At 71.7% G+C, this 24,828-nt stretch carries 16 protein-coding genes; 5 read left to right on the forward strand and 11 right to left on the reverse strand.

The window, feature by feature from the left end; genetic code table 11:
• The first annotated feature begins 63 nt into the window (after nucleotides 1–63).
• Complete coding sequence (locus HNR40_RS44965; protein ID WP_184972881.1) at nucleotides 64–1,479, forward strand: MFS transporter; 1,416 nt, start codon at nucleotides 64–66, stop codon at nucleotides 1,477–1,479.
• An 89-nt stretch (nucleotides 1,480–1,568) separates the two neighbouring features.
• Nucleotides 1,569–2,717 (forward strand): DUF711 family protein, encoded by a 1,149-nt coding sequence (locus tag HNR40_RS44970; RefSeq protein ID WP_221341621.1) that lies wholly within the window; start codon nucleotides 1,569–1,571, stop codon nucleotides 2,715–2,717.
• 41 nt (nucleotides 2,718–2,758) lie between these two features.
• On the opposite strand, the gene HNR40_RS44975 is transcribed toward HNR40_RS44970, so the two are convergent.
• The 10 genes from HNR40_RS44975 to HNR40_RS45020 all read right to left on the reverse strand — a co-directional run bounded on the left by HNR40_RS44975 (nucleotide 2,759) and on the right by HNR40_RS45020 (nucleotide 19,049).
• A complete protein-coding gene (locus HNR40_RS44975) occupies nucleotides 2,759–4,219 on the reverse strand; it encodes a DHA2 family efflux MFS transporter permease subunit (RefSeq protein WP_184972885.1) in 1,461 nt (486 codons plus the stop codon).
• Between the two features lie 105 nt (nucleotides 4,220–4,324).
• The gene (locus HNR40_RS44980; protein WP_184972887.1) at nucleotides 4,325–5,359 is read right to left on the reverse strand and encodes a zinc-binding dehydrogenase; all 1,035 of its coding nucleotides are present in this window, start codon (nucleotides 5,357–5,359) and stop codon (nucleotides 4,325–4,327) included.
• A complete protein-coding gene (locus HNR40_RS44985) occupies nucleotides 5,359–6,654 on the reverse strand; it encodes a SagB/ThcOx family dehydrogenase (RefSeq protein WP_184972889.1) in 1,296 nt (431 codons plus the stop codon). The genes HNR40_RS44980 and HNR40_RS44985 overlap by 1 nt, the downstream gene beginning before the upstream one ends.
• Nucleotides 6,651–7,046 carry a RidA family protein gene (locus HNR40_RS44990; RefSeq protein WP_184972891.1) on the reverse strand — a complete coding sequence of 132 codons (396 nt, stop codon included), beginning with the start codon at nucleotides 7,044–7,046 and terminating at the stop codon, nucleotides 6,651–6,653. The genes HNR40_RS44985 and HNR40_RS44990 overlap by 4 nt, the downstream gene beginning before the upstream one ends.
• Entirely contained in the window at nucleotides 7,027–7,827 is an 801-nt protein-coding gene (locus HNR40_RS44995) for an alpha/beta fold hydrolase (protein WP_184972893.1), read from the reverse strand. Before HNR40_RS44995 ends, HNR40_RS44990 begins: the two co-directional genes overlap by 20 nt.
• Nucleotides 7,824–10,301 (reverse strand): thioesterase II family protein, encoded by a 2,478-nt coding sequence (locus tag HNR40_RS45000; protein ID WP_184972895.1) that lies wholly within the window; start codon nucleotides 10,299–10,301, stop codon nucleotides 7,824–7,826. The genes HNR40_RS44995 and HNR40_RS45000 overlap by 4 nt, the downstream gene beginning before the upstream one ends.
• Nucleotides 10,298–16,516, reverse strand: coding sequence for a non-ribosomal peptide synthetase (locus tag HNR40_RS45005; protein ID WP_184972897.1), 6,219 nt, complete (start codon nucleotides 16,514–16,516; stop codon nucleotides 10,298–10,300). Before HNR40_RS45005 ends, HNR40_RS45000 begins: the two co-directional genes overlap by 4 nt.
• The gene (locus HNR40_RS45010; RefSeq protein ID WP_184972899.1) at nucleotides 16,513–16,710 is read right to left on the reverse strand and encodes a tautomerase family protein; all 198 of its coding nucleotides are present in this window, start codon (nucleotides 16,708–16,710) and stop codon (nucleotides 16,513–16,515) included. Before HNR40_RS45010 ends, HNR40_RS45005 begins: the two co-directional genes overlap by 4 nt.
• Nucleotides 16,711–16,731: 21 nt before the next feature.
• Entirely contained in the window at nucleotides 16,732–17,748 is a 1,017-nt protein-coding gene (locus HNR40_RS45015; RefSeq protein WP_184972901.1) for an LLM class flavin-dependent oxidoreductase, read from the reverse strand.
• 23 nt (nucleotides 17,749–17,771) lie between these two features.
• Nucleotides 17,772–19,049 (reverse strand): cation:proton antiporter, encoded by a 1,278-nt coding sequence (locus HNR40_RS45020; RefSeq protein ID WP_221341622.1) that lies wholly within the window; start codon nucleotides 19,047–19,049, stop codon nucleotides 17,772–17,774.
• A gap of 103 nt (nucleotides 19,050–19,152) precedes the next feature.
• Here HNR40_RS45020 and HNR40_RS45025 point away from each other — a divergent pair, with 103 nt between their 5' ends.
• Genes HNR40_RS45025 through HNR40_RS45035 form a run of 3 tightly spaced genes read left to right on the forward strand, consistent with a single transcriptional unit; the run spans nucleotide 19,153 to nucleotide 23,775 of the window.
• Nucleotides 19,153–20,457 (forward strand): MFS transporter, encoded by a 1,305-nt coding sequence (locus HNR40_RS45025; RefSeq protein ID WP_184972905.1) that lies wholly within the window; start codon nucleotides 19,153–19,155, stop codon nucleotides 20,455–20,457.
• Nucleotides 20,454–22,454 carry a molybdopterin oxidoreductase family protein gene (locus HNR40_RS45030; protein WP_184972907.1) on the forward strand — a complete coding sequence of 667 codons (2,001 nt, stop codon included), beginning with the start codon at nucleotides 20,454–20,456 and terminating at the stop codon, nucleotides 22,452–22,454. The genes HNR40_RS45025 and HNR40_RS45030 overlap by 4 nt, the downstream gene beginning before the upstream one ends.
• Nucleotides 22,402–23,775 (forward strand): FAD-dependent oxidoreductase, encoded by a 1,374-nt coding sequence (locus HNR40_RS45035; protein ID WP_184972909.1) that lies wholly within the window; start codon nucleotides 22,402–22,404, stop codon nucleotides 23,773–23,775. The genes HNR40_RS45030 and HNR40_RS45035 overlap by 53 nt, the downstream gene beginning before the upstream one ends.
• 42 nt (nucleotides 23,776–23,817) lie before the next feature.
• Here the strand turns inward: HNR40_RS45035 and HNR40_RS45040 are convergent, their stop codons facing one another.
• Nucleotides 23,818–24,801 carry a nitric oxide synthase oxygenase gene (locus HNR40_RS45040; protein ID WP_184972911.1) on the reverse strand — a complete coding sequence of 328 codons (984 nt, stop codon included), beginning with the start codon at nucleotides 24,799–24,801 and terminating at the stop codon, nucleotides 23,818–23,820.
• Nucleotides 24,802–24,828: the final 27 nt, after the last annotated feature.

Genomic DNA, 24,828 nt, shown 5'->3' on the forward strand with positions numbered 1-24,828 from the left:
TCAGCTAGTACCCCCATAACCAGGCTTCTGGTACCCGGATCAGCGAACACCCAGGATCGACGCGTGAGCACAGCAATCTCATCCCCACCGCGGACGCTCGGGCTTCCCGGACTCCTCGCCACCCTCTCCGCGCTGCTTCTCTCGGTGGTCAGCTTCGCCGCCGTGGGCATCGCCGTTCCCGACATCGGCGCATCACTGCGGGCCTCGCCTGCCGAGCAATCGCTCGTGGTCTCGGTCTACTCGCTCGGCTTCGCGGTGCCGATGGTACTCGGCGGCCGTCTCGGCGACCTCTACGGACGCCGCCGCCTGTTCCTCCTCGGCATGGTCGGTTTCACCCTCTTCTCCCTGATGGCGGCCCTCGCCCCCTCCGTCCTCGTCCTGATCGCCGCGCGCGCCCTCACCGGCGTCTCGGCGGCGGCGATGGTTCCCCAGGTGCTCGCGACGATCACCGCCTCGACGCAGGGGCCCGAACGCGCCAGGGCGGTCGCGCTGTTCGGAGCCACCGCTGGCGGCGCGACGGCCATCGGGCAGGTCCTCGGCGGCGTGCTGCTCTCCGTCCCGGTCCTCGGCGCCGGCTGGCGCATGGTGTTCGCGGTGAGCGTCGTCATGGGTGCCGTCGCGTTCCTCGCCGCCCTGCGCTGGGTGCCGGCGACCAGCTCTCCCGGCCACCGTTCCCTCGACCTGGCCGGAACCGTGCTTCTGGGCTCCGCCCTCCTCTCGTTGCTCGTCCCGCTGTCTCAGGGCGCCGCGCTCGGCTGGCCCGCATGGTGCTGGGCCCTGCTCGTCGCCGTCCCCGTCCTGTTCGCCGCGTTCTGGAGACGGCAGCTCCGGCTGCACAGCGGCGACCGCGTCCCCCTGGTCCCGCCGCCTCTGTTCCGCCTGGGCTCGTACCGGGTCGGACTCGTGATGGCGCTGATGCTCCAGTCGGCTTTCGGCGCGTTCACCTTCCTCTACGCCCTCACCACGCAGACCGGGCTGGGCTGGACCCCGATGCACGCCGCTCTGGTGCTGCTTCCGTACGCCCTCTGCTTCTTCGTCGTCTCCGTCTGGTCCGGGAGTCTCGCACCGCGCTTCGGATTCCGCCGGTTGCTGATCATCGGCGGGGTCATCCAGGCGGCACTGCTCGCGATCACCGCGACCTCGGTGTCCCTGCAAGGCCTGAACTCCTGGACTCTCGCCGCGTTGCTGATCGGCGTCGGCGTCGGGCAGGCGTTCATGTTCGGGCCCCTCGTCGGCGCGATGATCGCCGACGTCCCCCCGGCTTCCGCCGGGGCCGCGTCGGGAGCGCTCCAGACGACCCAACAGGCCGCCATGGGTCTCGGCGTCGCCGTAGCCGGTGGGCTGCTCGCCGCGGTCACCGTCGGGTCAGCCGCGCCCGCCGCAGCCACCTACACCACCGCACTCGCCGTGTGCATGATCGTGCAGGCCGCCTTCGCCGTCGCCTTCGCGCTCTGCGCCCTCACCCTCCCACGCCGCTGATCCAGGCCCTGGTCGCGGTCGATTGCCCGGGTGTCGCACAGATGGTTCATTGGCGAGGTAATCACTCGTCGTCGATCTTTGGGGTTGTAGTGGCGATACGCACGATCACCGTAGGTCTGGCGGAACGGCACCCCGTCGAGGGAGCGGTGCTGCGGGAGGCGGCCTCCGTCGCGCATCGGCTGGGCGCGCGCTTCGCGGAGGCGGGTTACGAGGTGCAGACGGTACGGCTGGCCACGCAGCCCGTCTTCGGCCAGGTACCGGACCTGGCCGAATACGCCGCCCGACTCCAGCATGTGATGGAGGAGGAGGGAATCGGTTACCTGTCGCTGGGGCCTGGTCAGGCCGCCCGGCCGGATTTCGACCTGGACCAGCTCGCGGGAGTCGCCGACATGCTGGCCGAGTGTGAGGCGTTGAGCTGCACCGTTCAGATCGGAACCAGCGAGCACGGCCCGCGGGCGTCAGCGGCGGTAGCGGCGGCGCGGGTGGTCGGTGAGCTGGCGGCGGCGACGCCCAAGGGGGTCGGCAACTTCCGCTTCGCGGTCCTGTCCGAGGTCGGACCCGGGCACCCGTTCTTTCCCGCCGCCTACCACGAGGGGCCCGGCACGTTCAGCCTCGGGCTGCAGTCGGCGGGAGTGGTCGCCGAGGCGCTGAGCGGCATCCCTGGCGAACTGGACCCCGCGAAGATCACCGAACGGGTCCGCGGAGCGCTCACCGAGCAGGCACTCCCCGTGGTACGGCTGGCCGAGAAGCTGGCCACCGAGGTGGGCCTGCCGTTCGCCGGAATCGACCTGTCGCCCGCCCCGCACGGCGACACCAGCATCGGCCGGGCGATCGAACACGCCATCGCCGGGCCGTTCGGCGCCCCAGGCACGCTGAACGCGGCCGCCGCGATCACGCAGGCCCTGCGCTCGGTGCAGGTCTCGCGGGTCGGCTACTGCGGCCTGATGCTGCCGGTCATGGAGGACACCACGCTGGCACGCGCCTGGGAATCCGGCGGAATCGACCTCCACCAGCTGCTGGCCTATTCGGCGGTGTGCGGGACCGGCCTGGACACCGTGCCGCTGCCCGGTGACACGCCGGTGGAGGAGGTGGCCCGGATCCTGATGGACGTGGCCGCGCTCGCGGTGCGCCTGCGCAAGCCGCTGTCGGCCCGGTTGTTCCCCGTGCCGGGCGCGGGCCCGGGGGATCGGACGGACTTCGGCTCGCCGTACCTGGTGGATGTGCGGTTGCCGGGGTAGCGCACAGGGGCGAGCCGGCGGGCTCGCCACCTGGCAGGGCATCACGCGGTCCGCGTGGTCTCGGCTGGGCTGGCCGGGGTGGAGTGCTCGTCGACGCCGGGGGCGGCGAGGAGGCGGCCACCGCGCCGGAGGAACACGGTGGTGATCGTCGCGGCTGCGATCAGGAGGGCGCTGACCAGCAGGGCGTTACGCGCTTCGGCCGACAGGGCCGCGCCCGAGGCCGCGACGGTGTTGCCCAGGATGGCTCCGGCGATCGACGTGGCCACGGCGCTGCCGAGCATTCTCGCCATCTCGATGGTGCCCGAGGCTCCGCCCAGGTCTTGGGGCGGCACCTCGCTCATCGCCACGGTGGTGAGCGGCGCGAAGGTGAATCCGGCTCCGGCTCCGGCTATCAGCAGGGTCACGACGAACACGCCCCACGAGGCGTCGGGGGTGATCAACAGCGCCGTGGCCACCGTGCCGAGGCAGAACGCGGCGAAGCCGCCGACGAGGATCCAGCGGGGCTGGACACGTCGCATCAGACTGCCGCTGAGCGGGGCCACGAGCGAGGAAGCCAGCCACATGGGTGACAATGCCAGGCCCGCCTCCAGAGCGTTGAGGTGGAGGACCGACTGCAAATAGATGGTCATGGTCAGTTGGGTGCCGAAGATACAGAAATATGTCGCCAGGGAGGCCCATGTCATGAGCCCGTAGTTTCTGTTGTTGAACAGCGCCCGCGGCAGGAGGCCGTCGGTCCGGGACCATTCCCAATAGACGAATCCACCGAAAACGACCAGCCCGGCGATGAGGACATAGCTGATGTTCACCCCGGAAAAGATCTGGCCCCAGGCAATTCGCGGTCCGTCGATCAGCGCGTAGAGCACGCCGAACATGCTGACCGTCGCGAGCAGCACCGGGAGGAACGCGAGTCGCTGACGACCTTCCACCCGGGTCTTCGGCACGAAGACGAACGCGCCGATGAGGCCCAGCGCGCCGATGGGCAGGTTCATGAGGAAGATCCAGCGCCAGTCCAGCGTGAACGTGATGAGGCCGCCGAGGAACGGGCCCAGCGCCGCGGCCGAGCCGATGATCGAGGCCAGGACGCCGAAGGCCATGCCTCTGCGCTGGGGTGAGAAGACGGCCGCGGTGATCGCCAGCGCCTGTGGAGCCGCGAGGCCCGCGCCCGCGCCCTGGAGCACGCGGCTGGCGATGAGCTGCTCGGGCGTGGTGGACAGGCCGCACAGGAGCGAGGCCACGACGAACAGGCAGAGCCCGGCGATGAAAACGGTGCGGTGCCCGAGCAGGTCGCCGAGCCTGCCCCCGACGAGCAGCAGCATCGCGTAGAGCAGCAGGTAGCTGTTGACCACCCAGAGGATCTGCCCGGTCTCGGCGTGCAAATCGGACATGATACTGGGAATGGCGACATTTACCACGGTGCTGTCGAGCACGTTCATGAAATAGCCCAGCGCGATGGTGATCAGCGCCAACCACGGGCTGTGCTTGAGCACGGGTGGGGATGTCATGTGATTACTCCTGTCGGGGTCTGGAGTGCAGGTGTTTTCACCGTAGACCGAGGGTCTGACAATTTCCGTGGAGGAGTCGTGGGCGGTAATCACCAAATTGCTCGATCACTGCCTCAACACGATTTTTCCAAGCTTGTCAGAAGATTTGAGATATGTGAGTGCATCGCGAATTTCCTCCAGCCCGAATTCCCGCGCCACGACCGGGCGCAATCCGGCCTCCGCGGCGGCCACGAGGCTCTCGAACTCCGCCAGGGTGCCCGTGGTCGAACCCAGGATCTCGAGCTGCCGCACGAACACCCGGGGCAGGTTGAGCGGCACGTTCACCCCGGTCGTGGCCCCGCAGGTCACCACCCGGCCGCCGATCGTCGCCGAGCGCAGGGACTCGTCGAAGGTCGCCGCGCCCACGTGGTCGATCACCACGTCGGCGCCGTCGCCGTCGGTGTGATCGATGACGTTCCTGGAGAACATGTCGGAGGAGAAGACCCCATCCGCCCCGAGCGCGCGTAGCTGCTCGCTCTTGCCGAGGTCGCGGGTCGTGGCCAGCACCCGCGCGCCCAGATGCGCGCCGATCAGCACCGACGCCGTCCCGACGGCGCCGCTGGCGCCCACGACCAGCAGCGTCTCACCGGCCGTCAGCCGTCCGCGCGAGGTCAGCATCCGCCACGCGGTGAGAAAGGCCAGCGGCAGCGCGCCCGCCTCGGCCCATGACAGCGCCGCCGGCTTGCGCACGAGGTTGCGCGCCGGAAGCTGCACCACCTCACAGGCGGTGCCGTCGGAATGCTCACCGAGTACGGCGAAGCCACTGCAGAAGACGTGGCGGCCCGCTCTGCAGTTCGCGCATCTCCAGCAGGCGGCCACCGGGTAGAGCACCACCTCGTCACCCGGCGACCAGTCCGCCGCGGCGCTGGCCACGATCTCCCCGGCGCCGTCGGCGGCGATGACGCGGGGCGTGCGCACCCGCTGGGTCCCGGTCACCGTCCAGAGGTCGAGGTGGTTCAGGGCGGAGGCGCGCAGCCGTACGTTCACCTTGCCCGGCGGAGGGTCGGGCACCGAACGTTTGTGCAGGCGGACGCCCTCAGGCCCCCGCGGTTCCTCCAGTACGGCACAGCGGCCGTGGCTGGTCACCATCGCGGTCGACATCAAACTCCTCCTCCATTGGCACGACCCGGCCTGCTCCCGAGCACGAGTTCGCCCACGCTGGCCTCGGCCAGCGGGTCCAGGCCGGTGGCGGCGGCGAAGGCCGTCGCGTCGCCGTCGCCCAGGGCGCAGACCGCCAGCCCCATCGCGGTCGCCACGGTGTACACGAGCTGCTGAACCACGCCGACGTGTTTGAGAATCAGGGCATACGACATGCCCCGGTAGGTACGCATGAGCCTGCCGAAGCGGGCGGTGATGACCAGCAGCACCTGGGGCTGATGCTCGGTTCCCGCGACGAGGGCGGCGTGCGCGAGCAGGTCGCCGGCGCGGTCGCTCACGGTCCTGAGCCGGTGCTCCTGCGGGTCGTAGTGGTAGACGCCGGGATCGAGACCCGCGACGTTGCGCACCACGGGGTAGATCTCCAGCTCGTAGGCCGAGCCGCCCGAGGGGTAGGGCCGGCTCAGGAACTCGGATCCATTGCGCTGGATGAGCCAGCGGTTGCGGGCGCAGCGGTACAGGAGGTGCCCGAGCTGGCGGACGGTGAGCGGGCTGTCCTCGTCGTGGTCGCGGACGGTCCGCCGTTTCTCCAGGACGGCGGTGAGCGTCTGGTCGGTTCGCCGCAGTTCGGCCATGTCCGGTTTGGCGAGGGCGATGCCTTCACCCCGGAAGCGCTCATGGCGCGCCGGAAGCTCGGCGAAGCGTTCCTTGCCCCAGGAGGAGCGGCCGAAGGCGGCGCTCCGGTGCGCGCCGGGGACGCGCGTCTGCTGGTGGAAGGCCAGCTCGTGCGGCGTCCACTGGGCCGTCGTGAGCTGCGCCGACTCCGCCTCGCCGGCGGTCATGCCCGCCCAGTCGAGGTAGTGGCCCAGCTCTCCGTCTCCGGCGAGCAGCGCGGCGAGGTCCTGCGGCCGCGTCACCCGCACCGAGCACCAGGCGTTGGCCGACTCCAGCGCGTACTCCCGGCCGGTCCGGCGGAGCACGACCAGTTCCGACAGCGGGCGGCCGGGTCCGCCGCCCGGCGGCCTGGGGGGTGGGCAGGACTGGGGATGCAGCGTCAGGACGGGCGTGCCGTCGTCCCCGTTCACGACGAGCGACAACCAGCCCTGGCGCCACAGCCGCGTGATCGGGCCGTCGTCGTCGAACGGCACGCCCGCGCCGGCCAGCGCTTCGAGAGTCGAGGGGTCGCCGGTCCGCCCGACGTGGTGGCAGAGCGCTCCCGACCGGGAGGCCAGGCGGTATCCGCCTTCTCCCGTGCGCTCCAGGACCACGTCGGGACGGAGCACGACCGATTCACGGTTCATGCCAGCGCGGTGACTTCCAGCTCGACCACGAGCCCGGGGAAGGCGAGGCCGGACACCTGGAGCATGGTTCCGGGCGGGGCGATGCCCGCCGCCTCAAGACGCCGGCCCATGACGCCCACGTGCTGGAGGAACTGCTCCACGTCCGTGGTGTACATGTTCAGCCGGACCACGTCGGACAGCTTCATCCCCGCCTCGTGCAGGATGGTCTCCACGTTGTCCAGGCAGAGCCCGATCTGCGCCGCCATGTCGCCGGCGTGGGCGACCTCGCCGTTCTCGTCCAGCGACGTCTGGCCGGCGCACACGAGCATGCGGCTGTGTCCCTCGACCAGTTCGGCCTGGTGAAAGCCGAACTTGATGTTCCACTCCCAGGGGTTAACGGCTGTGCGCTTCATGTGACGATCTCCCTGCAAAGGTGTCGATGGCGTTCGCCAGAAGGGCGGGCGCCCCTTCCATGGCCCGGTGAGACTGGCCGGGCAGTACCTCACCCGACGCGTACGGCAGGAGGCGCTCGATCCGCGCCGCGGCGTCGCGCAGCTCCCGCGTGCTTCGATCTCCCGTGAGCAGCAGCGTGGGCACCGTCAGCGCGGCCAGCCGCGCGTGGTCGAGCGCGTAGTGGTGCGTGGCGTCGATCTCGCGGGCGATGGTGTCGGCGACGGCGGCCCGCTCGGTGAAGCCGGGGATGCGTCTGAGCAGCTTGACGAGCCCGGGGTCCAGCCCGGTCACCTCGACCAGGAAGAGGCAGAGCGCCTCCTCCAGGCGGCCTTGGGCGCACAGCTCGCCGACCCTGGCCGACACGCCGGAGTAGTCGGCGGTGCCGGCCACGGGGACGGGCGGCTCGTAGAGAACCAGGCGTTCCAGGGAGGCCGGCTCGCGCAGGGCCGCCTCCAGCGCGCAGATCGCGCCGAACGAGTGCCCGACGAGCGTCGCGGGACCGATGCGGTCGAGCACGGCCACGATGTCGCCGGCCTCGGCGGCGATGGTGTGCCCGGCCGCGTCGCCGGAGCCGCCGCGGCCCCGCCGGTCCATGGCGTGGACGTGGTAGCGGTCCGTCAGCAGCGGCACCACCTGGCGCCAGCAGGCCTGGTCGTCACCCGTCCCGTGCACCAGCAGGATCGCGGGTCCGGAACCGGTGCGGGTGACGTCGATCGAGATCCGTCTGGAGTGGACTCTCATGACACCTTCTCCGCCTCCGCCTCCAGCTCCTCGCTCAGCAGCCAGAGCAGCCGCTCGCGCTGGGAGGCGATGAAGAAGTGGCCGCCGTTCAGTACCTGCATCTGGAACCCGCCCGCGGTCTGCTCGCCCCAGCCCAGGACGTCCTCGATGAGCGCCTCGTCGTCCTGGCTGCCGGCGAAGGCGGTGATGGGGCACTCCAGCGGCTCGTCGGCCGCGTACTGGTAGGTCTCGTGCATGGCGAAGTCGGCGCGCAGGGCCGGGAGCAGCAGCGGACGCAGGCGCTCGTCGTCGACCAGGCTCTGGTCGGTGCCGCCCAGGGCGCCGACGTGCGCGAGAAGGGCGTCGTCGGGCAGCAGGTGCGCACGGGCGGTGACCGGCGTCTGCGGAGCGGCTGAGCCGGAGACCAGCAGGCCCGCCGGTTCCGGGTGGGCGTTCCTGCGCAGCCATCGCGCCGTCTCGAACGCCACGATCGCGCCCAGGCTGTGGCCGAACAGGTACGTACGCGGGTGCGGGTCGGCGGCCAGTTTCGGGCCGAGCCCGCCCACCAGTTCGGCGACCCACTCCAGCGGACGTTCGTCCAGCCGTGGCCCGCGGCCGGGCGGCTGCACGCACACCAGCTCGACGTGGTCGGGCAGGAGGTCACCCCAGGAGGCGTAGGCGCTGAGGCCGCCGCCGGCGAAGGGGAAGCACACCAGCCTGACCAGCGGCCGCTCCGGCCCGCTCACCCGGACCAGCACGTTGCCGGGCTGTGTGGCCGCGGAGACCAGGCCGGACAGCGCGCGCAGCGTGGGCCGCTCGTAGAACGCGGTGAGGTCGATCTTGACGCCGCGCCGCTCCTCGATCTCCAGGATCATGCGCGCCGCCAGGAGGGAGTGGCCGCCCAGCTCGAAGAAGTCGTCGTCGATCCCGACGCTTTCGCATTCCAGCAGCTCACACCAGATGCCGCTGAGCTCGTCCTCGCCTGCCGGGTCCGGCACGGACGAGGAGGAGGTACGGCGCGGCGCCGGCAGGACCGTACGATCGACCTTGCCGGTGACGGTACGCGGCAACCGGTCGAGCAGCACGAACTCGGCGGGCAGATGGGCACGCGGCAGCCGTACGGCAAGAGCCCGGTGCAGGTCCGGCACGGCCGAGCCGTCGACCCCCGCGAGGTAGGCGACCACGCGCGAGTCGTCGCCGATCGCCACCACGGCCACCTCGCCGGCGCCCGCCTCCGCCGCGACCACGGCCTCCACCTCGTCGAGGTTGACGGCCTGGCCGCGGACCTTGACCTGGCGGTCGGCCCGCCCTGCCAGGACCAGCTCGCCGCCGGCGTCGATGCTGCCCAGGTCGCCCGTGCGGTACATGCGGGCTCCGGGCTCGCCGGCGAACGGGTCGGGCAGGAAGCTGCTCGCGGTCAGGGCCGGTTCGGCCAGATAGCCGCGCGCCAGCCGCCGCCCGCCGACGTGGACGACGCCGACGTCGCCGTCGGGCAGCCGTTCGCCTGATTCGTCCAGCACGTAGACGGGGGCGTCGCCCAGCGGACGGCCCACCGACTCGCCGCGGCCCAGCCGCCCGGTGATGTGCGTGGTCTCGGTGGAGCCGTAGGTGATCGCGATCGTGAAGGGCGGGTCGGTGCCGGCGCCGAGCCGGAACCGCTCGCCCGTGGTGAGCAGCAGCCTCAGCGGGCCGTCCGCCGGCCAGCTCAGCTCGCACAGGGGCACGGCCAGGGTCGGGACCAGGTGGATGACGGTGATCCGCTCCTGGAGGATCCAGTCGCGCAGCCGCTGCGGCACCAGCAGGGTCTCGGCGTCCGGGATGAGCACCGTCGCGCCCGTCGCCAGAGCCGGCCACAACTCGTTGACCAGCGACACCCCGAACCCCGGTGACGAGCACCAGGCCACGCGGTCGTCAGCGGTGAAGCCGAACTCCTCCCGGGCCAGGGCCACACAGTCGCTGACGCTCTCGTGCCTGCTCACCACCGCCTTGGGGGTGGTGAGCGAGCCGGAGGTGTAGACGACGTGCGCGGCGCTGTCCGGGGTGACGCGGACGTCCTCGAGGTCGTCGGCGGGCAGGCCGGCGATGATGTGCCGGTCGGCGTCCAGCCTGACGGCGCGCACGCCGAGCTCCCGCACGGCGGGCAGGAGCTGGGCGGCGAGGTCGCAGCCGACCGTCGAGGTGATCAGCACCCGTACGCCGCAGGCGCGGACCTGGGCCAGGATGCGCTCCAGGGGCGCCGCGGGGTCGAGCAGGACGGGCGCGGCGCCCGCCTTCACGATGGCGAGCGCGGACACCACCGCGTCGGGGGAGCGGGACAGGCAGGTGCCCACGGGTTCGTCCGCGGCCACGCCCAGGCTTCTCAGCAGGCGGGCCACCTGGTTGGCGCGGGCGTTGAGCCGGCCGTAGGTCAGCACCGCGGAGCCGGACACCACGGCCGGCTCGCCGGGGCCACGCCGTACCCGCTCCTGGATCAGGGAGTGCACAGAGCTGGTCACGCCGACTCTCCTCTCATGTCCACCACGACGGGACCCGCGGCCAGTGCCGCGCGAATGGTCGGGTTCTGGAAGAAGTCCTCGACGGAGATGTCGAAGCCCGCTTCGGCGGCCTCGTTGATGAAGGCGATCGCCCGCAGCGAGTCGCCGCCCGAGGCGAAGAAGTCCTCCTGCGGGCCGAAGGCGTCGACGCCGATGATCTCCGCCGCGATGGCGAGCAGGAGCGCCTCGGCGGGCGAGGCGGCCTGCGTGTCGCCGGAGCTCCTGCGCTCGGGCGCGCCGAGCGCGGCCAGGGCGGGCCTGTCCACCTTTCCGTTGGCGGTCAGGGGCAGCTCGGCGAGGAGGTTGTAGTGCGTGGGCACGACGTCGCGCACGAGCTTGCCGGACAGGAACTCCCTGAGGTCGGCGGGCTCCGGCGTGGCGCCGGGCTCCGGCACCACGTGCGCGATCAGCCGCTTGGCCGTGCGTTCGCCCACGGCCACCACGCAGCAGGCGGCGACCATCGGGCAGGCTGCCAGCGCCGCCTCGATCTCGCCCAGCTCGATGCGGTGGCCGAGGATCTTCACCTGGAAGTCCTCGCGCCCGAGCAGCTCCAGGTCGCCCGAGGGCCGGTAGCGGCCCAGGTCGCCGGTGCGGTAGAGGCGCTCGCCCGTCCTGGGGTGGGTGATGAACCGCTCGGCGGTCAGCTCCGGCTGGGCCCAGTAGCCGCGGGCCAGCCCGTCGCCGGCGATGAACAGCGAGCCGGTGACCCAGTCGGGGCACGGCTCCAGCCTGTCGTCCAGGACGTGCCAGCGCTGGTTACGCAGCGGCCGGCCGTACGGGACGCTGGGCCAGTCCGCCTGAGCGGGCCCGACCTCGTGCGCGACGGACCAGATGGCGGCCTCCGTGGCGCCGCCCAGGCTGATCAGCCGGGTGCCGGGGGAGACCTCGGTCAGGTGCTCGTGCGTGGTCAGCGGGATCCAGTCGCCGCTGAGCATCACCGTGCGCAGGCTCGGGGCCACGCGCTCGCCGCGTCCGCGCAGGTAGTCGGCGAGGATCTGCCACAGGGCGGGCACCGAGTTCCACACCGTGACGCGTTCGCCTTCGACCAGGCCGGCCCAGGCGCGCGGGTCGGGATTGGCCGAGACCGGCGGGATGACCAGGGCGCCGCCCTCGGCCAGCACACCGAAGACGTCCCAGACCGACAGGTCGAAGCTGAGCGAGGACAGCGCGAGGACGCGGTCGCCGGCGTTCAGGCCGATCCGGTCGTTGATGTCGGCGATGGTGTTCCACGCCGCTCTGTGCTCGATCGTCACGCCCTTCGGGTTGCCGGTCGAGCCCGAGGTGTAGATGACGTAGGCCATCGAGTCAGGGCGGGCCGGGCAGGGGGGCGCGGGCAGGGGCGGCAGCGCGTGCGGGGAGCCGGGCACCGCGATCACCTTGGCCGTCGTCTCGACGGCCAGGTCGTGCTGGGTGAGCATGATGTCCGCACGACCGTTGTCCAGCAGGTACGCGATGCGCTCGGCCGGGAGATCCGGATCGATGGGCAGATAGGCGGCGCCGGCGCGCAGCACGCCGAGCACGGCGGCGACCTGCTCCCAGCCCTTGCGCATGACGACCGCGACCGGCTTGTCCGGCGCGGCGCCCGCCTCGGCGAGGTGGGCGGCCAGCGTCGCCGACACCTCGGCGAGCTGCCGGTACGTGATCACCTGCTCGTCGATGACCGCGGGCGCGTCGGGCGTCAGCCCGGCCTGGCGCAGGAAGGGCGCGTGGAGCAACTCCGGCGTGACCGGCGCCGCGGTGGAGTTCACGCCGGTACGGCGCGCCAGGGCGGCCTGCGGGAGCTCGACGGGGTTCGCCTTGTCCCACGTTTCGGGGGAGTTGGCGAGACCGCGCAGCAGCCGGCCGTAGGCGTCGGCCATCTCGCCAACCAGCCCCTCGGGGAAGAGCTCGGCCACCGCGTCCCAGCAGTATTCGAGGCCGCCGTCGACCTCCATCACCTGGTGGTCGAGCGCCACCTGCGGGGTCTGGGTGACGCCGAAGACGTAGCGGCCGAGGTTGCCCCAGTCCATGCGGGGCACGCCGACCAGGCTGGAGAACACGACGGGCATCGCCGCGCGCGGCGCGCCGCCCTGCCGCCTGCCGAGTTCGCGCAGCACCTGCACGCTGCCGACGTGCCGGTGCTCCAGGTCCTGCCAGAGTTGTTCCTGCACGTCGTAGGCGCGGTGGGCGAAGGTCGCGCCGCGGTGGTCGACCGCGTGCAGCAGGCCCGAGGTGAAGTCGCCGAGCAGGTCGTTGAGCTGCGGGTGCAGCGGCGGCCTGTTGAACAGCGTCATGTTGACGGTGAAGCGCGGGCCCGCGCTCCAGACGGCCAGGATCTCCGTGAACGCGGCCAGCAGCAGCGCCGACGGGGTGATCCCGGCCCCGGCCGCCGCGTTGCGCAGCCGTACCCACACGTCGGGTTCGACGCGCGCCGTGTGCCGGACGAACTTGGGGTGCTCGACCGAGCCGAGGCTGCGCAGATACGGCAGCTCGGGCGCGGGCGGCAGCTCGGCCAGCCTGCCACGCCAGTAGTCCTGCGCGGCCAGATACAGCGGGGAGCTCTCGTGCGCGGCGCGCTCGGCCAGCACGTAGTCGCGGAAGGACAGCTCGATCGGCGGCAGCGGCGCGCCGGGGTCCTGGTAGAGGCGCGACAGCTCCTGGGTGAAGATACGCGCGCTCCGGGCGTCGAAGATCAGCAGGTCGAAGCTGATGTGCACCCGGGAGACGACCTCGTCGACGCGCGTCACGCGCACCCCGAACAGCGGCCACCGGTCGGCGGCCAGCACCTCGTGCGAGAGCCGCTCACGGATCTCGTCCAGCTCGGCCGCGCGTTCCGCCGCGCCGAGCCGCCGCAGATCGGCCAGCTCGATCCGGTACGGCGGAGCCTCGGGCAGCACCCGCTGCCGGCCGTCGCCGGTGACCACGGCGCGCAGCATGTCATGCCTGCGCACGAGCCGGTCGACGGCGGCGCCCAGCCGTTCGACGTCGAGGTCGGCCACGTCCCATTCCTGGTATCCGTGGCAGCCGACGTCGCCCAGCTCCATGCCGGTCATGCGGCCGATCCAGTAGGCGTGCTGGATGTCGGTGAGCGGGAACGGCTCGAACCGCGACGCGGAGTCGGTGCGGATCACCGGCAGCGCGGCCTTGTCGACGGTCCGGCCGCCGTCGCCGTCGCGCTCCCTGTCGATCGCCCGGCACAGCTCCCGGACGGTCGGGGCCTCGAACAGCACGGACAGCGCGAGTTCGACGCCGAAGCCGATGCCGATCGCGGCGATCAGCTCCATCCCGGTCAGCGAGTCGCCGCCGAGCTCGAAGTAGTTGTCGTTGGCGCCGACGCGCTCGCAGCGCAGCACCGAAGCCCAGATGTCGGCCAGGTCGCGCTCGGCCTCGGTCGCGGGCTCGTCGTAGGCGGCCGAGCGGCTGGCCCGGTCGGGCGCGGGCAGGCGGCGCTGGTCGAGCTTGCCGTTGGGGAGCGTGGGCAGCGAGTCGACGATCTCGCAGGCCCCCGGCACCATGTACGCGGGCAGCTGCTCGCGCAGAAGGTCCAGCAGGTCGCTCTTGTACACGCGGCGGTTGACCTCGGGCACCACGTAGGCGACCAGGCGTCGCTCGCCGGGCTCGTCCTCGCGGACGACGACCGCGGCGTGCCGTACCGCCGGGTGTTCGAGCAGGCGCGCGGCCACCTCGCCGGGCTCGACGCGGTAGCCGTTGAGGCTGATCTGGTCGTCCACCCGGCCGAGGATCTCGATCGAACCGTCGGGGGCCATGCGCCCGATGTCGCCGGTGGCGACCATGCGGGCTCCGCCGCGCCCGGCGAAGGGGTCGGGCAGCCACTTGCGCGCGGTCAGGTCGGGCCTGTTGACGTACCCGCTCTGGAGCAGGTCGCCGCCCACGTGGATCTCGCCGGGCACGCCCATGGGCATGAGCTGCAGGTTGGGGTCGAGCACGTACACGCGCGCGCCCGGCACCGGCAGCCCGATCGGTGAGGAGATCGAGCGCCGCTGCTCCCCGGTGACGTGCCGGGAGGTGATGCGGATGCCCGCCGACTCGTTCAGGCAGGTCGTGGCGTTCGTCGTCTCGGTCGAGCCGTAGATGGTGGCCACCTCGAACGGCGCGTCGGCCGACAGCCAGCCCGTCCGCTCGCCGGACACCAGCAGCGCGCGCAGCGCCACCTCCTCCGGCCAGTCGACGGAGCACAGCCGCTCGGCCAGCGCCTTCGTCACCAGCGACACCGTGATCCCGCACTCCACCAGCCAGTCCCGCAGCCGGAACGGCGTGCTGACGGTCCGCTCGCCGGCGATGTGCACCACCGCGCCCGCGCCCAGGAAGGGCCACAGCTCGTTGACGAAGGAGATTCCGAAGCCCGGCGCCGAGATCCACGTGCCCCGGTCGTCCGGGCCCAGCCGATAGCACTCCCGCGTGCCCTGCGCGCCACCGGCCACCGCGGCGTGGTTGAACGCCACCCCGCGCGGCTCGCCGGTCGAGCCGGAGGTGTAGGCGATCTGGCAGAGGGACTGCGGATGCGCCCATTCGGCGGGGTCACTGGCGGACGAGCGGCTCAGCAGCTCTCTGTCGCGGTCCAGGCACAGGATGTGACCGGCGTAGGTGCCGGGCAGCTTGCCGAGTTGCTCCTCGGCGGTGAGCACGGCCGGCGGCGCGGAGTCGTCGAGCATCGCGGCCAGCCGCCGGGCGGGCTGGGCGGGATCCAGCAGCACGGCGCAGCCGCCCGCCTTGAGCACGCCGAGCACCGCCACGACCGTCTCGGCCGATCGCGGCAGGCACACGGCCACCGAGGTCTGGCTGGTGACGCCGAGGTCACGCAGGTGGTGGGCGATCCGGTTGGCCTGGCCGTTGAGGTCGGCGAAGGTCAGCCGCGCGGTCTCGGAGATCAGCGCGGGCGCGTTCGGCCTGCGCGCCGCCTGCTCGGCGATGAGCCGATGCACCAGCACCGGGGTGCCGACGGGGCCGCCGTCCTGGTGGCGGGCGATGAGCGCCGTCTCCGCGCCGGTCAGGATCCGCTGGCGGGAGATCGGCTCGCCCGGGCTGTCGGCGAGGCTGCCCAGCAGCGCGGCGAAGTGACCGGCGAGGCGCTTCACGGTCTGGCTCGTGAACAGGTCCGCGTCGTAGCCGAAGGACAGCGCCGCGCCGCGGTCGTGCAGCCTGGCCGACAGCGACAGGTCGAACAGGGCCAGGCCCGCGTCGACCTCGACCGAGTCGCGGCGCTGCCGCCACGAGGTGAAGGAGAGCTGGCAGACGGGGCGGCGGCTGGGGTCGTGCTCCTGCTCCAGCCGGTCGATCACCGCCTCGAACGGCACCGCGCCGTGGATGCGGGCCTGCTGGACGGCCTCGCGCACCCGGTGCAGCACGGTCGTGAAGGAGGGGTCGCCGGACAGGTCGACGCGCACGGGCAGCGGGTTCAGCGCCCCCTCGACGGTCACCGCCTCGTCCTGGACGGCGATGACGACCTGCTCGGCTCCGGTGTAGCGGTGCGCGAGCACCGCGAAGGCCGCCAGCAGGGAGATCTCGCCGCCGACCCGGTCGAGCAGGCCGGCGTCGACGTCGGCGCCCACCCTGCCGCCCCGGTAGCTGAGCATCGGCGGCCGCAGCCGGTCGGTGGGCAGCTCCACGCCGGCCGGCGCGTCGGCGAGCCTGCGCGTGGCCGCCTCCACGGCGTCGGCCGCATCCCCGGCGGGCACCAGCTGCGCGGGTGGCGCGATCGTGCCGCCCGTGTAGAAGGCGAGCAGTTCGTCAAGCAGGCAGCGCACACGGGCGTCATCGGCGATCAACTGGTGGGTGACCAGCAGGACCACATGCCGGTCATCCGGCAGCGAAAGCACCCGCACACGCCACAGCGGACCACCGGCGGTGTCGAAGGGGATCCTGGTCTCCTGCGCGGCCCACTGCCGCACCGTCGACTCCTCACCCCGCTCCACGGCCAAAGAGGGAGACGTGTGGTCGCTCGGCACCGACCGGATGGTGCCCTCGGCGGCCACGAAGCAGGATCTGAGCTCGGCGTGCCGCAGCCAGAGCTGAGTGATCGCCGTGCGCAGCCGGTCGACTATCAAGGGGCCGTCGAGTACCAAGGCGTCGCCCGCGCTGAAGGAGGCGACGGCATCGTGAAGATGCTGGAGGTACCACAGACGGGATTGCCGGGCCGTCGCCCGGATACCCACTTCAGGGAGCGTTGCCAGACTCATAGTCCTCGCACCTCGTCACACATCAGCCGCCCGGCTCGCGCGAAGTCGCCGCGTGCCATATCCACGAATCGAACCCGCACCTCTTCGGGCCTGGCGCCCAGCGTCGCCTCGGCCGACTTGGTGACCTCTTCTGCGAACCTGCGGCGCTGCTCCAGGCTCTTGCCTTCGAGCATGAGCACCGTGATGAACGGCATCGGGGCATTCCCTTCCAGCCGTCAGCGGAGCTGACCGGCCACGTCTTGGATGAACCGGGTGATCATGGCGACCTTGTCCGGCACGCCGTACAAGGTGAAGGACACGGCGTCGGCGCCGACCTCGGCCAGGGCGGCCAGACGCTCCGCGCAGCGCGCGGGCGGACCGTAGATCGCGAAGCAGTCGATCAGGTCGGGGGACAGGTCGCGGGCGTGTTCCGCGCCCTTGGCCTCGTGCTGGTCCCACTGGTAGCGCTCGGCCAGCTTGGCCATCTCGTCCACGACGCCACCGGGCAGTGCGGCGGCGAGTTCGCGGTTGACCGGCTCCGTGCGGCTGACCGCCGAGCGCCACAGGAAGAAGGCCGAGGTGGCGGCGTAGGAGCGGACGAACTCCCTGGCGTAGTCCTCGTCGTCGTGGACGAACAGGGCGCCGCGGCTCCACAGCTCGAGGTCGGCCGGGCGCCGGCCGGCCTGCGCGGCGCCCTCGGCCACTCTGGCACGCTTCCACTGCGTGATCCACGGATCCAGCCCCGGCAGGAACACGCCGTCGGCGACGCGGCCGGCCAGCTGGCAGCTCCGCGCGCCGTGCGTGCCCAGCACGACCGGCATGCTCCTGCGCGACCACCCCGACTTCATCGGCGCCCCGTGCCAGGACGTCTCCTCCCCGGCGACGAACGCGCGGAAGAAGGAGACCAGGTCGTCCAGCTCGCCCAGGGGCCTCGGGGTGTGGCCCACCATGGCCACCGCGCTGCCGCCGGCGCCGATCCCGAGAAACGCGCGGCCGCCGGAAAGCTCGTCGATCGTCGCCATCGTGTTGGCCAGCACGGCGGGGTGGCGGATATAGGGATTGGTGACCGCGTGCCCGAGCTTGATCCGGGTGGTTCCGGCCGCAGCCAAAGCCATCATGACCGTCGAGTCGCGGCACAGGTTCTGCGACTCGATGAAGGTGCAGTGCTCGTAACCGAGTTCGTCCGCCGATACCGCGACAACGGCTGCCTGTTGAGCGGCCAAAGTGCGCCCGATGCCAATCCCGAATTTCATACGAGTCTCCACGGGGAAAATGGTCAGTTTCGCAACGACGATACTCGCGGCGCCGGGTCAGTCAACGATGGCGACGTCCCGCCGGCGGTAGCCTCTATTTCAGACGTGCGCATTCTGCGAGTGGTGTAGCGCAAAATCGGCGGCGCAATCAGTGAGGTCACGATCGCGAACACCACGATCACCGTGTACATCCTGCCGTCCACGATTCCGAGGCGCAGCCCCACGGTCGCGATAATCACCTCGACCACGCCGCGCGCGTTGATTCCGGCGCCCACCGCAAGGCGTTCCCACCGGCCCATTCCCGCCACTGCGCCGCCGATCCAGGCGCCCGCGAATTTCGCGCCGACGCCGACGCAGAGCACCGCGGCCGACACGGCCAGCACGGCCGGCTCCGCCAGCGCCGTGAGGTCCAGGCGCAGGCCCACCGTGGCGAAGAACAGCGGCGCCAGCACCGCCAGCACCCACGTGCGCACCAGGGACAGGGCCTGCTCGGCGTGCGGAGCCGCGGCCCTGATGGCCAGCCCGGCCACCAGCGCGCCGAAGACGGGCTCCAGGCCCACGGCGTGCGCGGTCGCCGCCCCGGCCAGCGTCATGATCACGATCAGCGCGACCCCGGAACGGCCCGCGACGCCGAACGCCGCGCGTGCCACCGGCCTGCCGACGAGCAGCAGGCACGCCATCACCGGCAGCGACGCGAGCAGCAGGAGCTTGTTCCCGCCGGGCGGGCCGCTCACCGCCAGCGCCGACACGACCATCAGCAGCAGCCAGCCGGCGATGTCCTGCAGCGCGCCGCAGGTGATGATCAACTGGCCCACCCGGTGGCCGAACAGCCCCAGGTCCATCAGCGTCTTCGCGATGACGGGCAGCGCGCTCACGCCCATGACCACCCCGAGGAACAAGGCGAAGACCAGCGGATCCGTGCCGTCGGGGAGCACACCGGCGGGCATCAGCCGGCCCAGCGCCACGCCCAGGCACAGGGGAAGCAGCAGCCCGGCGGTGCTGATGGCGGCGACCGCGCGCCGTCGTCTGCGCGCCGCGGCCAGGTCCAGCTCCGCGCCGGTCAACGCCACCAGCAGCAGCACGCCGAGTTGCGCCACGACGTCCAGCAGGTGGAACTGGGCGGGATCGCGCGGAAACAGCCAGTCGAAGAAGCCCGGCGTCACCTTGCCGAGAACGGTCGGCCCCAGCAGCACGCCCGCTGCCAGCTCGCCCACGATGGCGGGAATTCCCACGCGCTGCACCAATGCGCCGAGCAGCCTGGCGGTGACCAAAAGCGCGCAGACTTGCAGCAGAAAGATCAATAGCTGATGATGGGGGATGAGGGCGACGGGGGATTCTAGCATTATCGTCCTGCCTTTCTAGCCGTGGGTGCGCATGTCTCCGGTGTGTTTCATCATGGGAGGCATGGACACAGGTATTTGGCGAAGTCGCTGGATCGCCGAATGGCGACCGGATGACCCGGCTTATTGGCATGGTAGGGGCAGGAAAGTCGCCTGGCGCAATCTCGGCCTGTCCATACTCGTGGAGCATTTCGGGTTCGCGCTGTGGACGGTGTGGAGCGTGGTCATTCTCCAGCTCGGCGACCACGCCTTTTCCGTGAACCAGTTGTTCTGGCTGGTGGCGATACCCAATCTGGTGGGCGCGTTCCTGCGGATTCCCTACACGTTCTTGCCGGCGCGTCTCGGCGGCGCCAATTTCACCGTGCTGAGCGCGTTGCTCCTGCTGATTCCCGCGTTGCTTCTCGTGGTGGCGGTGAGCGTCCCGGCGACGCCGTACTGGATGTTCGTGCTGATCGCGGCGACGGCCGGGCTCGGCGGCGGGAACTTCGCCTCCAGCATGGCCAACATCACCAACTTCTTCCCCGCCGGCAAGCAGGGCCTGGCCCTCGGTCTCAACGCCGCCGGCGGCAACATCGGGGTCAGCTCCGTCCAGGTGATCATTCCGCTGGTCGTCGGCGCGTTCGGGCTGGCCGCCGCCGGGTGGGTCTGGGTGCCGCTGCTGGTCATCGCGGCGCTGGCCGCGCGCTGGGGGATGGACAACCTCTCCTCGGCCAGGGCGAGCGCGCGTGAGCAGCTACGCGTGGCGCGCCACCGGCAGACGTGGCTCATGTCGTTTCTCTACATCGGCACGTTCGGCTCGTTCATCGGCTACTCGACCGCGTATCCGCTGCTCATGCACGAGGAGTTCCCGCAGGCGCCCGTCGCGGCGCTGGCGTTCCTCGGCCCGCTGCTCGGGTCACTGGTCAGGCCGCTGGGCGGCTGGCTGGCCGACCGGTACGGCGGCGCGAAGGTGACCTTCTGGAACTTCGCCCTCATGGGCGGCGGCGTCCTGGCGGTGTGGGCGGCGATCGACTCCGCCGCCTTCCCCGCGTTCTTCGGCGCCTTCATGCTGCTCTTCCTGACCTCCGGGGTCGGCAACGGCTCCACGTACCGGATGATCCCGGCCATCTTCACCGCCACCGAGCAGGACCCGGACCGTGGCAGGCGGGCCGCCTCCGCGGCACTCGGACTGGTCTCCGCCGTCGGCGCGCTGGGCGGCTTCTTCATCAACCGGGCGTTCGGCGAGTCCTACGCCGCGCTCGGCGGCGCCGGCGCTGCCCTGGCCGGGTTCGGCGTCTTCTACTTCGTGTGCTGCGGGGTGACGTGGTGGTGCTACCTGCGCACGGTTCTGCTGCGGTGGCGGCCGAGTCTCGCCGAGGCGCGGGTATGACCAGGACGCACTGCCCCTACTGCGCGCTGCAGTGCGCCATGGACGTCTCGCCGGGCGGCCTGATCTCCGCCGAGAGCCTGTGCCAGAAGGGCTGGACGGCGGGTGAGGTGCTGCGCGCGCCGGACCGGCTCACCACGCCGCTGGTGGACGGGCGGCCCGCCACGTGGGACGACGCGCTCGGCCAGGTCGTCAGCCGGATCCAGCGGGTGCGGGCTGCCTGCGGCCCGGACTGCGTGGCGGTCTTCGGGGGAGGCGGGCTGACGAACGAGAAGGCGTACCTGCTCGGCAAGTTCGCCCGCGTCGCGCTGCGCACGAGCCGGATCGACTACAACGGCCGCTTCTGCATGTCCTCGGCCGCCGCCGCCCTCCGGCGGGCCTTCGGCCTGGACCGCGGCCTGCCTTTTCCCGCCGCCGACATCGCCGCCGCGCGGACCGTGCTGCTGGTGGGCGCCAACCCGGCCGAGACCATGCCGCCCTTCATGCGGCATCTGCGCGGCCCGAAACGGCTGATCGTGGTGGATCCGCGGCGGACCGCGACCGCCAAGCTGGCCGGCACGCACCTGCAGATCACCCCGGGCACCGACCTGGCGCTGGCTCTGGGGCTGCTGCACCTGGCCATCGCCGACGGGCTCGTCGACACCGGCTACGTGGCGAGCCGTACCTCGGGGTTCGAGCAGGCCGCCGCGGCCTCCAACGACTACTGGCCGGAGCGGGTGGAGCGCATCACCGGCGTGGCCGTGCACCGGCTGCGCGAGGTGGTCCGCGCGCTGGCGCGCCGCCCGGCGATCGTGCTGAGCGCGCGCGGCGCTGAGCAGCACGCCAAAGGCGCCGACACGGTGACCGCGTTCATCAACCTGGCGCTCGCCCTGGGCCTTCCCGGCCGTCCTGGATGCGGCTTCGGCACGCTCACCGGGCAGGGCAACGGCCAGGGCGGGCGCGAGCACGGGCAGAAGGCCGACCAGCTACCCGGCTACCGCGACATCCGCGATCCCGCCGCCCGTGCCCACGTCGCCGCCGTCTGGGGCGTACGCCCGGAGGACCTGCCGGGTCCCGGACCCTCCGCCTACGAACTCCTGCGCTCGCTCGGCACCGCGGGCGGCCCGCGCGCGATGCTGGTCTTCGGCTCCAACCCGGCCGTCTCGGCGCCCGACGCCTCGGTGGTGCGGGAGCGGCTGCGGGCGCTGGACTTCCTGATGGTGTGCGACGTCGTCCCCTCCGAGACCGCCGCGCTGGCCGACGTGGTGCTGCCCGTCACCCAGTGGGCTGAGGAGGACGGCACCATGACCACGCTGGAGGGCGAGGTGGTACGGCGCCGCCGGGCGGTCGACCCGCCCCCCGGTGTCCGCTCCGACCTGGACGTCATGTGCGAGCTCGCCCGGCGCCTGGACGCGCCCGGGGAGTTCACCCCCGACCCGCGGCGTGTCTACGCCGAGCTTCAGCGGGCCAGCGCCGGCGGCCCCGTCGACTACTCGGGTATCGACTACGACACCGGCGGCGTCTGGGGCGGGACGCGGATGTTCCAGGACCGCTTCGCCACCGCCGACGGCAGGGCGCTGTTCGTGCCCGTCCGCTTCCGCCCCGCCGAGGAGGACGTCTGCGCCGACTTTCCGGTGTATCTCACGACGGGCAGGGTGGCGCAGCAGTACCAGAGCGGCGCGCAGACCCGCCGGGTCCGCGAGCTCAACCGTGCCGCCCCGGGGCCGTTCGTCGAGCTTCATCCCGATCTGGCGGCTCAGCTCCCGGTGGCGGACGGCGAGGTCGTACGCGTCACCAGCCGCCGGGGCACTGTCACCGCGCCCGCGAGGATCACCGCCACGATCCGGCGCGACACGGTGTTCATGCCCTTCCATTGGCCGGGGGCAAATCTCGTGACAAATCCGGCTCTGGATCCTATGTCGCGTATGCCGGAGCTCAAGGTGTGCGCCGTCCGCGTGGAGGCTGTCGGTGAGAATCGTAGTGATCGGCAACGGCATGGCCGGCGCCCGGCTGGCGGGTGACCCGCGGCTCCGGCACGCGCACGTCACCGTGTTCGGCGCCGAGCCGCGCCTGCCGTACAACCGGGTGCTGTTGTCCGGCGTGCTGGCCGGGACCACCCAGATGAGCCAGCTGACGATGCCGCTGCCCGAAGGCGTGGACACCCGCTTCGGCGTGAAGGTCACCGCGATCGATCGCGCCGCCCGGCAGGTCGTCGCCGAGGACGGCAGCCGCACCGCCTACGACGTCTGTGTGCTGGCGACGGGCAGTGAGCCGATCATGCCTGCGATGCCGGGCATCGAGCTCACCATCCCGTTCCGCACCCTCGACGACTGCGAACGGATCCTCGGCCGCGCCCGCGGCGTCCGCGACGCCGTCGTGATCGGCGGCGGCCTGCTCGGCATCGAGGCCGCGCGCGGGCTGGCGATGCGCGGGATCCGGGTGACCGTCGTGCATCTCGCCGGCCACCTCATGGAACGCCAGCTCGACCCGGCGGGAGGCGAGGTCCTCGCCCGGACGCTGGCAGGGCTGGGCATCACCGTCCACGTCGGCGTCAGCGTGGCGGCGGTCGAGCCCACCCGGGTGCTGCTCGCCGACGGCACGGCGATCGAGGCCGGCCTCGCGATCGCCTCGTGCGGGGTGCGGCCCGTCACCTCCCTCGCACGCGCGGCGGGACTCGCGGTCGAGCGCGGCGTCGTCGTGGACGATCTGCTGCGCACCAGCGACCCGGCCGTGTACGCGATCGGCGAATGCGCCCAGCACCGCGGCGTCACCTACGGCCTGGTCGGCCCCTGCTGGGAACAGGCGGCCGTCCTGGCCGCCCATCTCACCGGGGAACCGCTGCGCTACAGCGGGTCCCGGACCGTCACCAGGCTCAAGGCGCCCAACCTTGAGCTGGCGTCCCTGGGTGACGTGCACGCGGACGGCGAGACGGTCACCTTCAGCCACCCCTCGGCCGGGATCTACAGGAAGCTGGTCATCCGCGACCGGCGCCTGGCCGGCGCCATCCTGCTGGGCCGCAGCGACGCCGTGGGCACGCTCACCCAGCTCTACGACAGGCAGAGCGAGGTCCCCGCCGCACGCGAGTCCCTGCTGTTTCCCGAACTCGCGGCCGGTGACGTCGCGCCGGGCCCGGCCGCGCTGGCGGGCACGGCGACGATCTGCCAGTGCAACGCCGTCTCCAAGACCAGGATCAGGACCGCCTGGCTGGCGGGCGCCGGCACCGCGGCCGCCGTCAGCAGGGAGACCAGGGCGGGCACCGGCTGCGGCACGTGCCTGCCCGTCATCGAGTCGCTGCTCGGCTCGTTCGAGGATTCCCTGGCCCCCGTCGCGGAGGCGGGCTGACAGACGAAGGCCGACCACCGCCGGGTGATCGGTCCTCGTCCGTCAGGCTGCCTGCGGATCGGCGAAGGGACATCGGGCGGCGGACTTCCAGGGGTCGGGCTGATAGTGGAAGTCGGGCGACAGCCCGGGCTCCACCGAGTAGCCCCGGTGGAAGGTCGGCGTGGTGCTCGCCGACAGCGGCGGCACGATCCACGCCCAGTCGGCCGGTGTCGACCGTCCCGCGACCTGCTCACGCTCCTCGTGGGTGACGAACTGGCGGGCGGCGACGTGATGGTCGACCACCCGCACGCCGGCCACCCGGAAGGAGTGGAGCACGGCCTGGTTCAGCTCGATCAGCGCCCGGTCCTTCCACAGGCTGGCCGAGGTGCGCGTGTCCAGCCCCATCCGCTCGGCCACGGTGGGCAGCATGTCGTAGCGGCCGACGTCGCCGAAGTTGCGGGCGCCGATCTCGCAGCCGACGTACCAGCCGTTGAACGGCGCCGCGGTGTAGGTGATCCCGTCCAGCTCGAAAGCCATGTTGGAGATCGCCGGTACGGCATGCCAGCGCAACCCGAGCTCGGCGAACCACGGCAGATCCGGATGGCTGATCTCCACCTCGAGCACCGCGTCGGACGGCAGCTCGAACATCTCCGGCGCCTTGCCCGGCATCTCGATCACCAGTGGCAGCACGTCGAAGCGCCCGCCCCGCCCGCGCCAGCCCAGCCGCTGGGCGATCTCGGTCAGGTCGGCGTTGAGCGGGTCGCCGACGACCGAGCCGTCCGGCTGGCGGTAACCGGCGTAGCGGATGAGCTGAGGGTTCCAGATCCGGACGCCGGTGGGCGGGAACACGGTCATCACGTTGCGGATGTTGCCGCCGTTGGTGCCGTATCTCAGGTGCTCGACACAGGCCTGGGCCACGTCCTCGGCGGTGCGCGCGTCGCGCCGGTCCATCACCCGCAGCGACTGCCAGTGCAGCCGCCCGATGCATCGGGCGTGGTTGCGCCAGCCGACCCGGCAGCCTTCCGCCAGGTCCTCGACGGTATGCATGGTTGGCTCCTTGTTCTGTCAGCGAAG

Origin of the sequence: Nonomuraea endophytica (genome assembly GCF_014203235.1) — a bacterium.
GTDB lineage: Bacteria > Actinomycetota > Actinomycetes > Streptosporangiales > Streptosporangiaceae > Nonomuraea > Nonomuraea endophytica.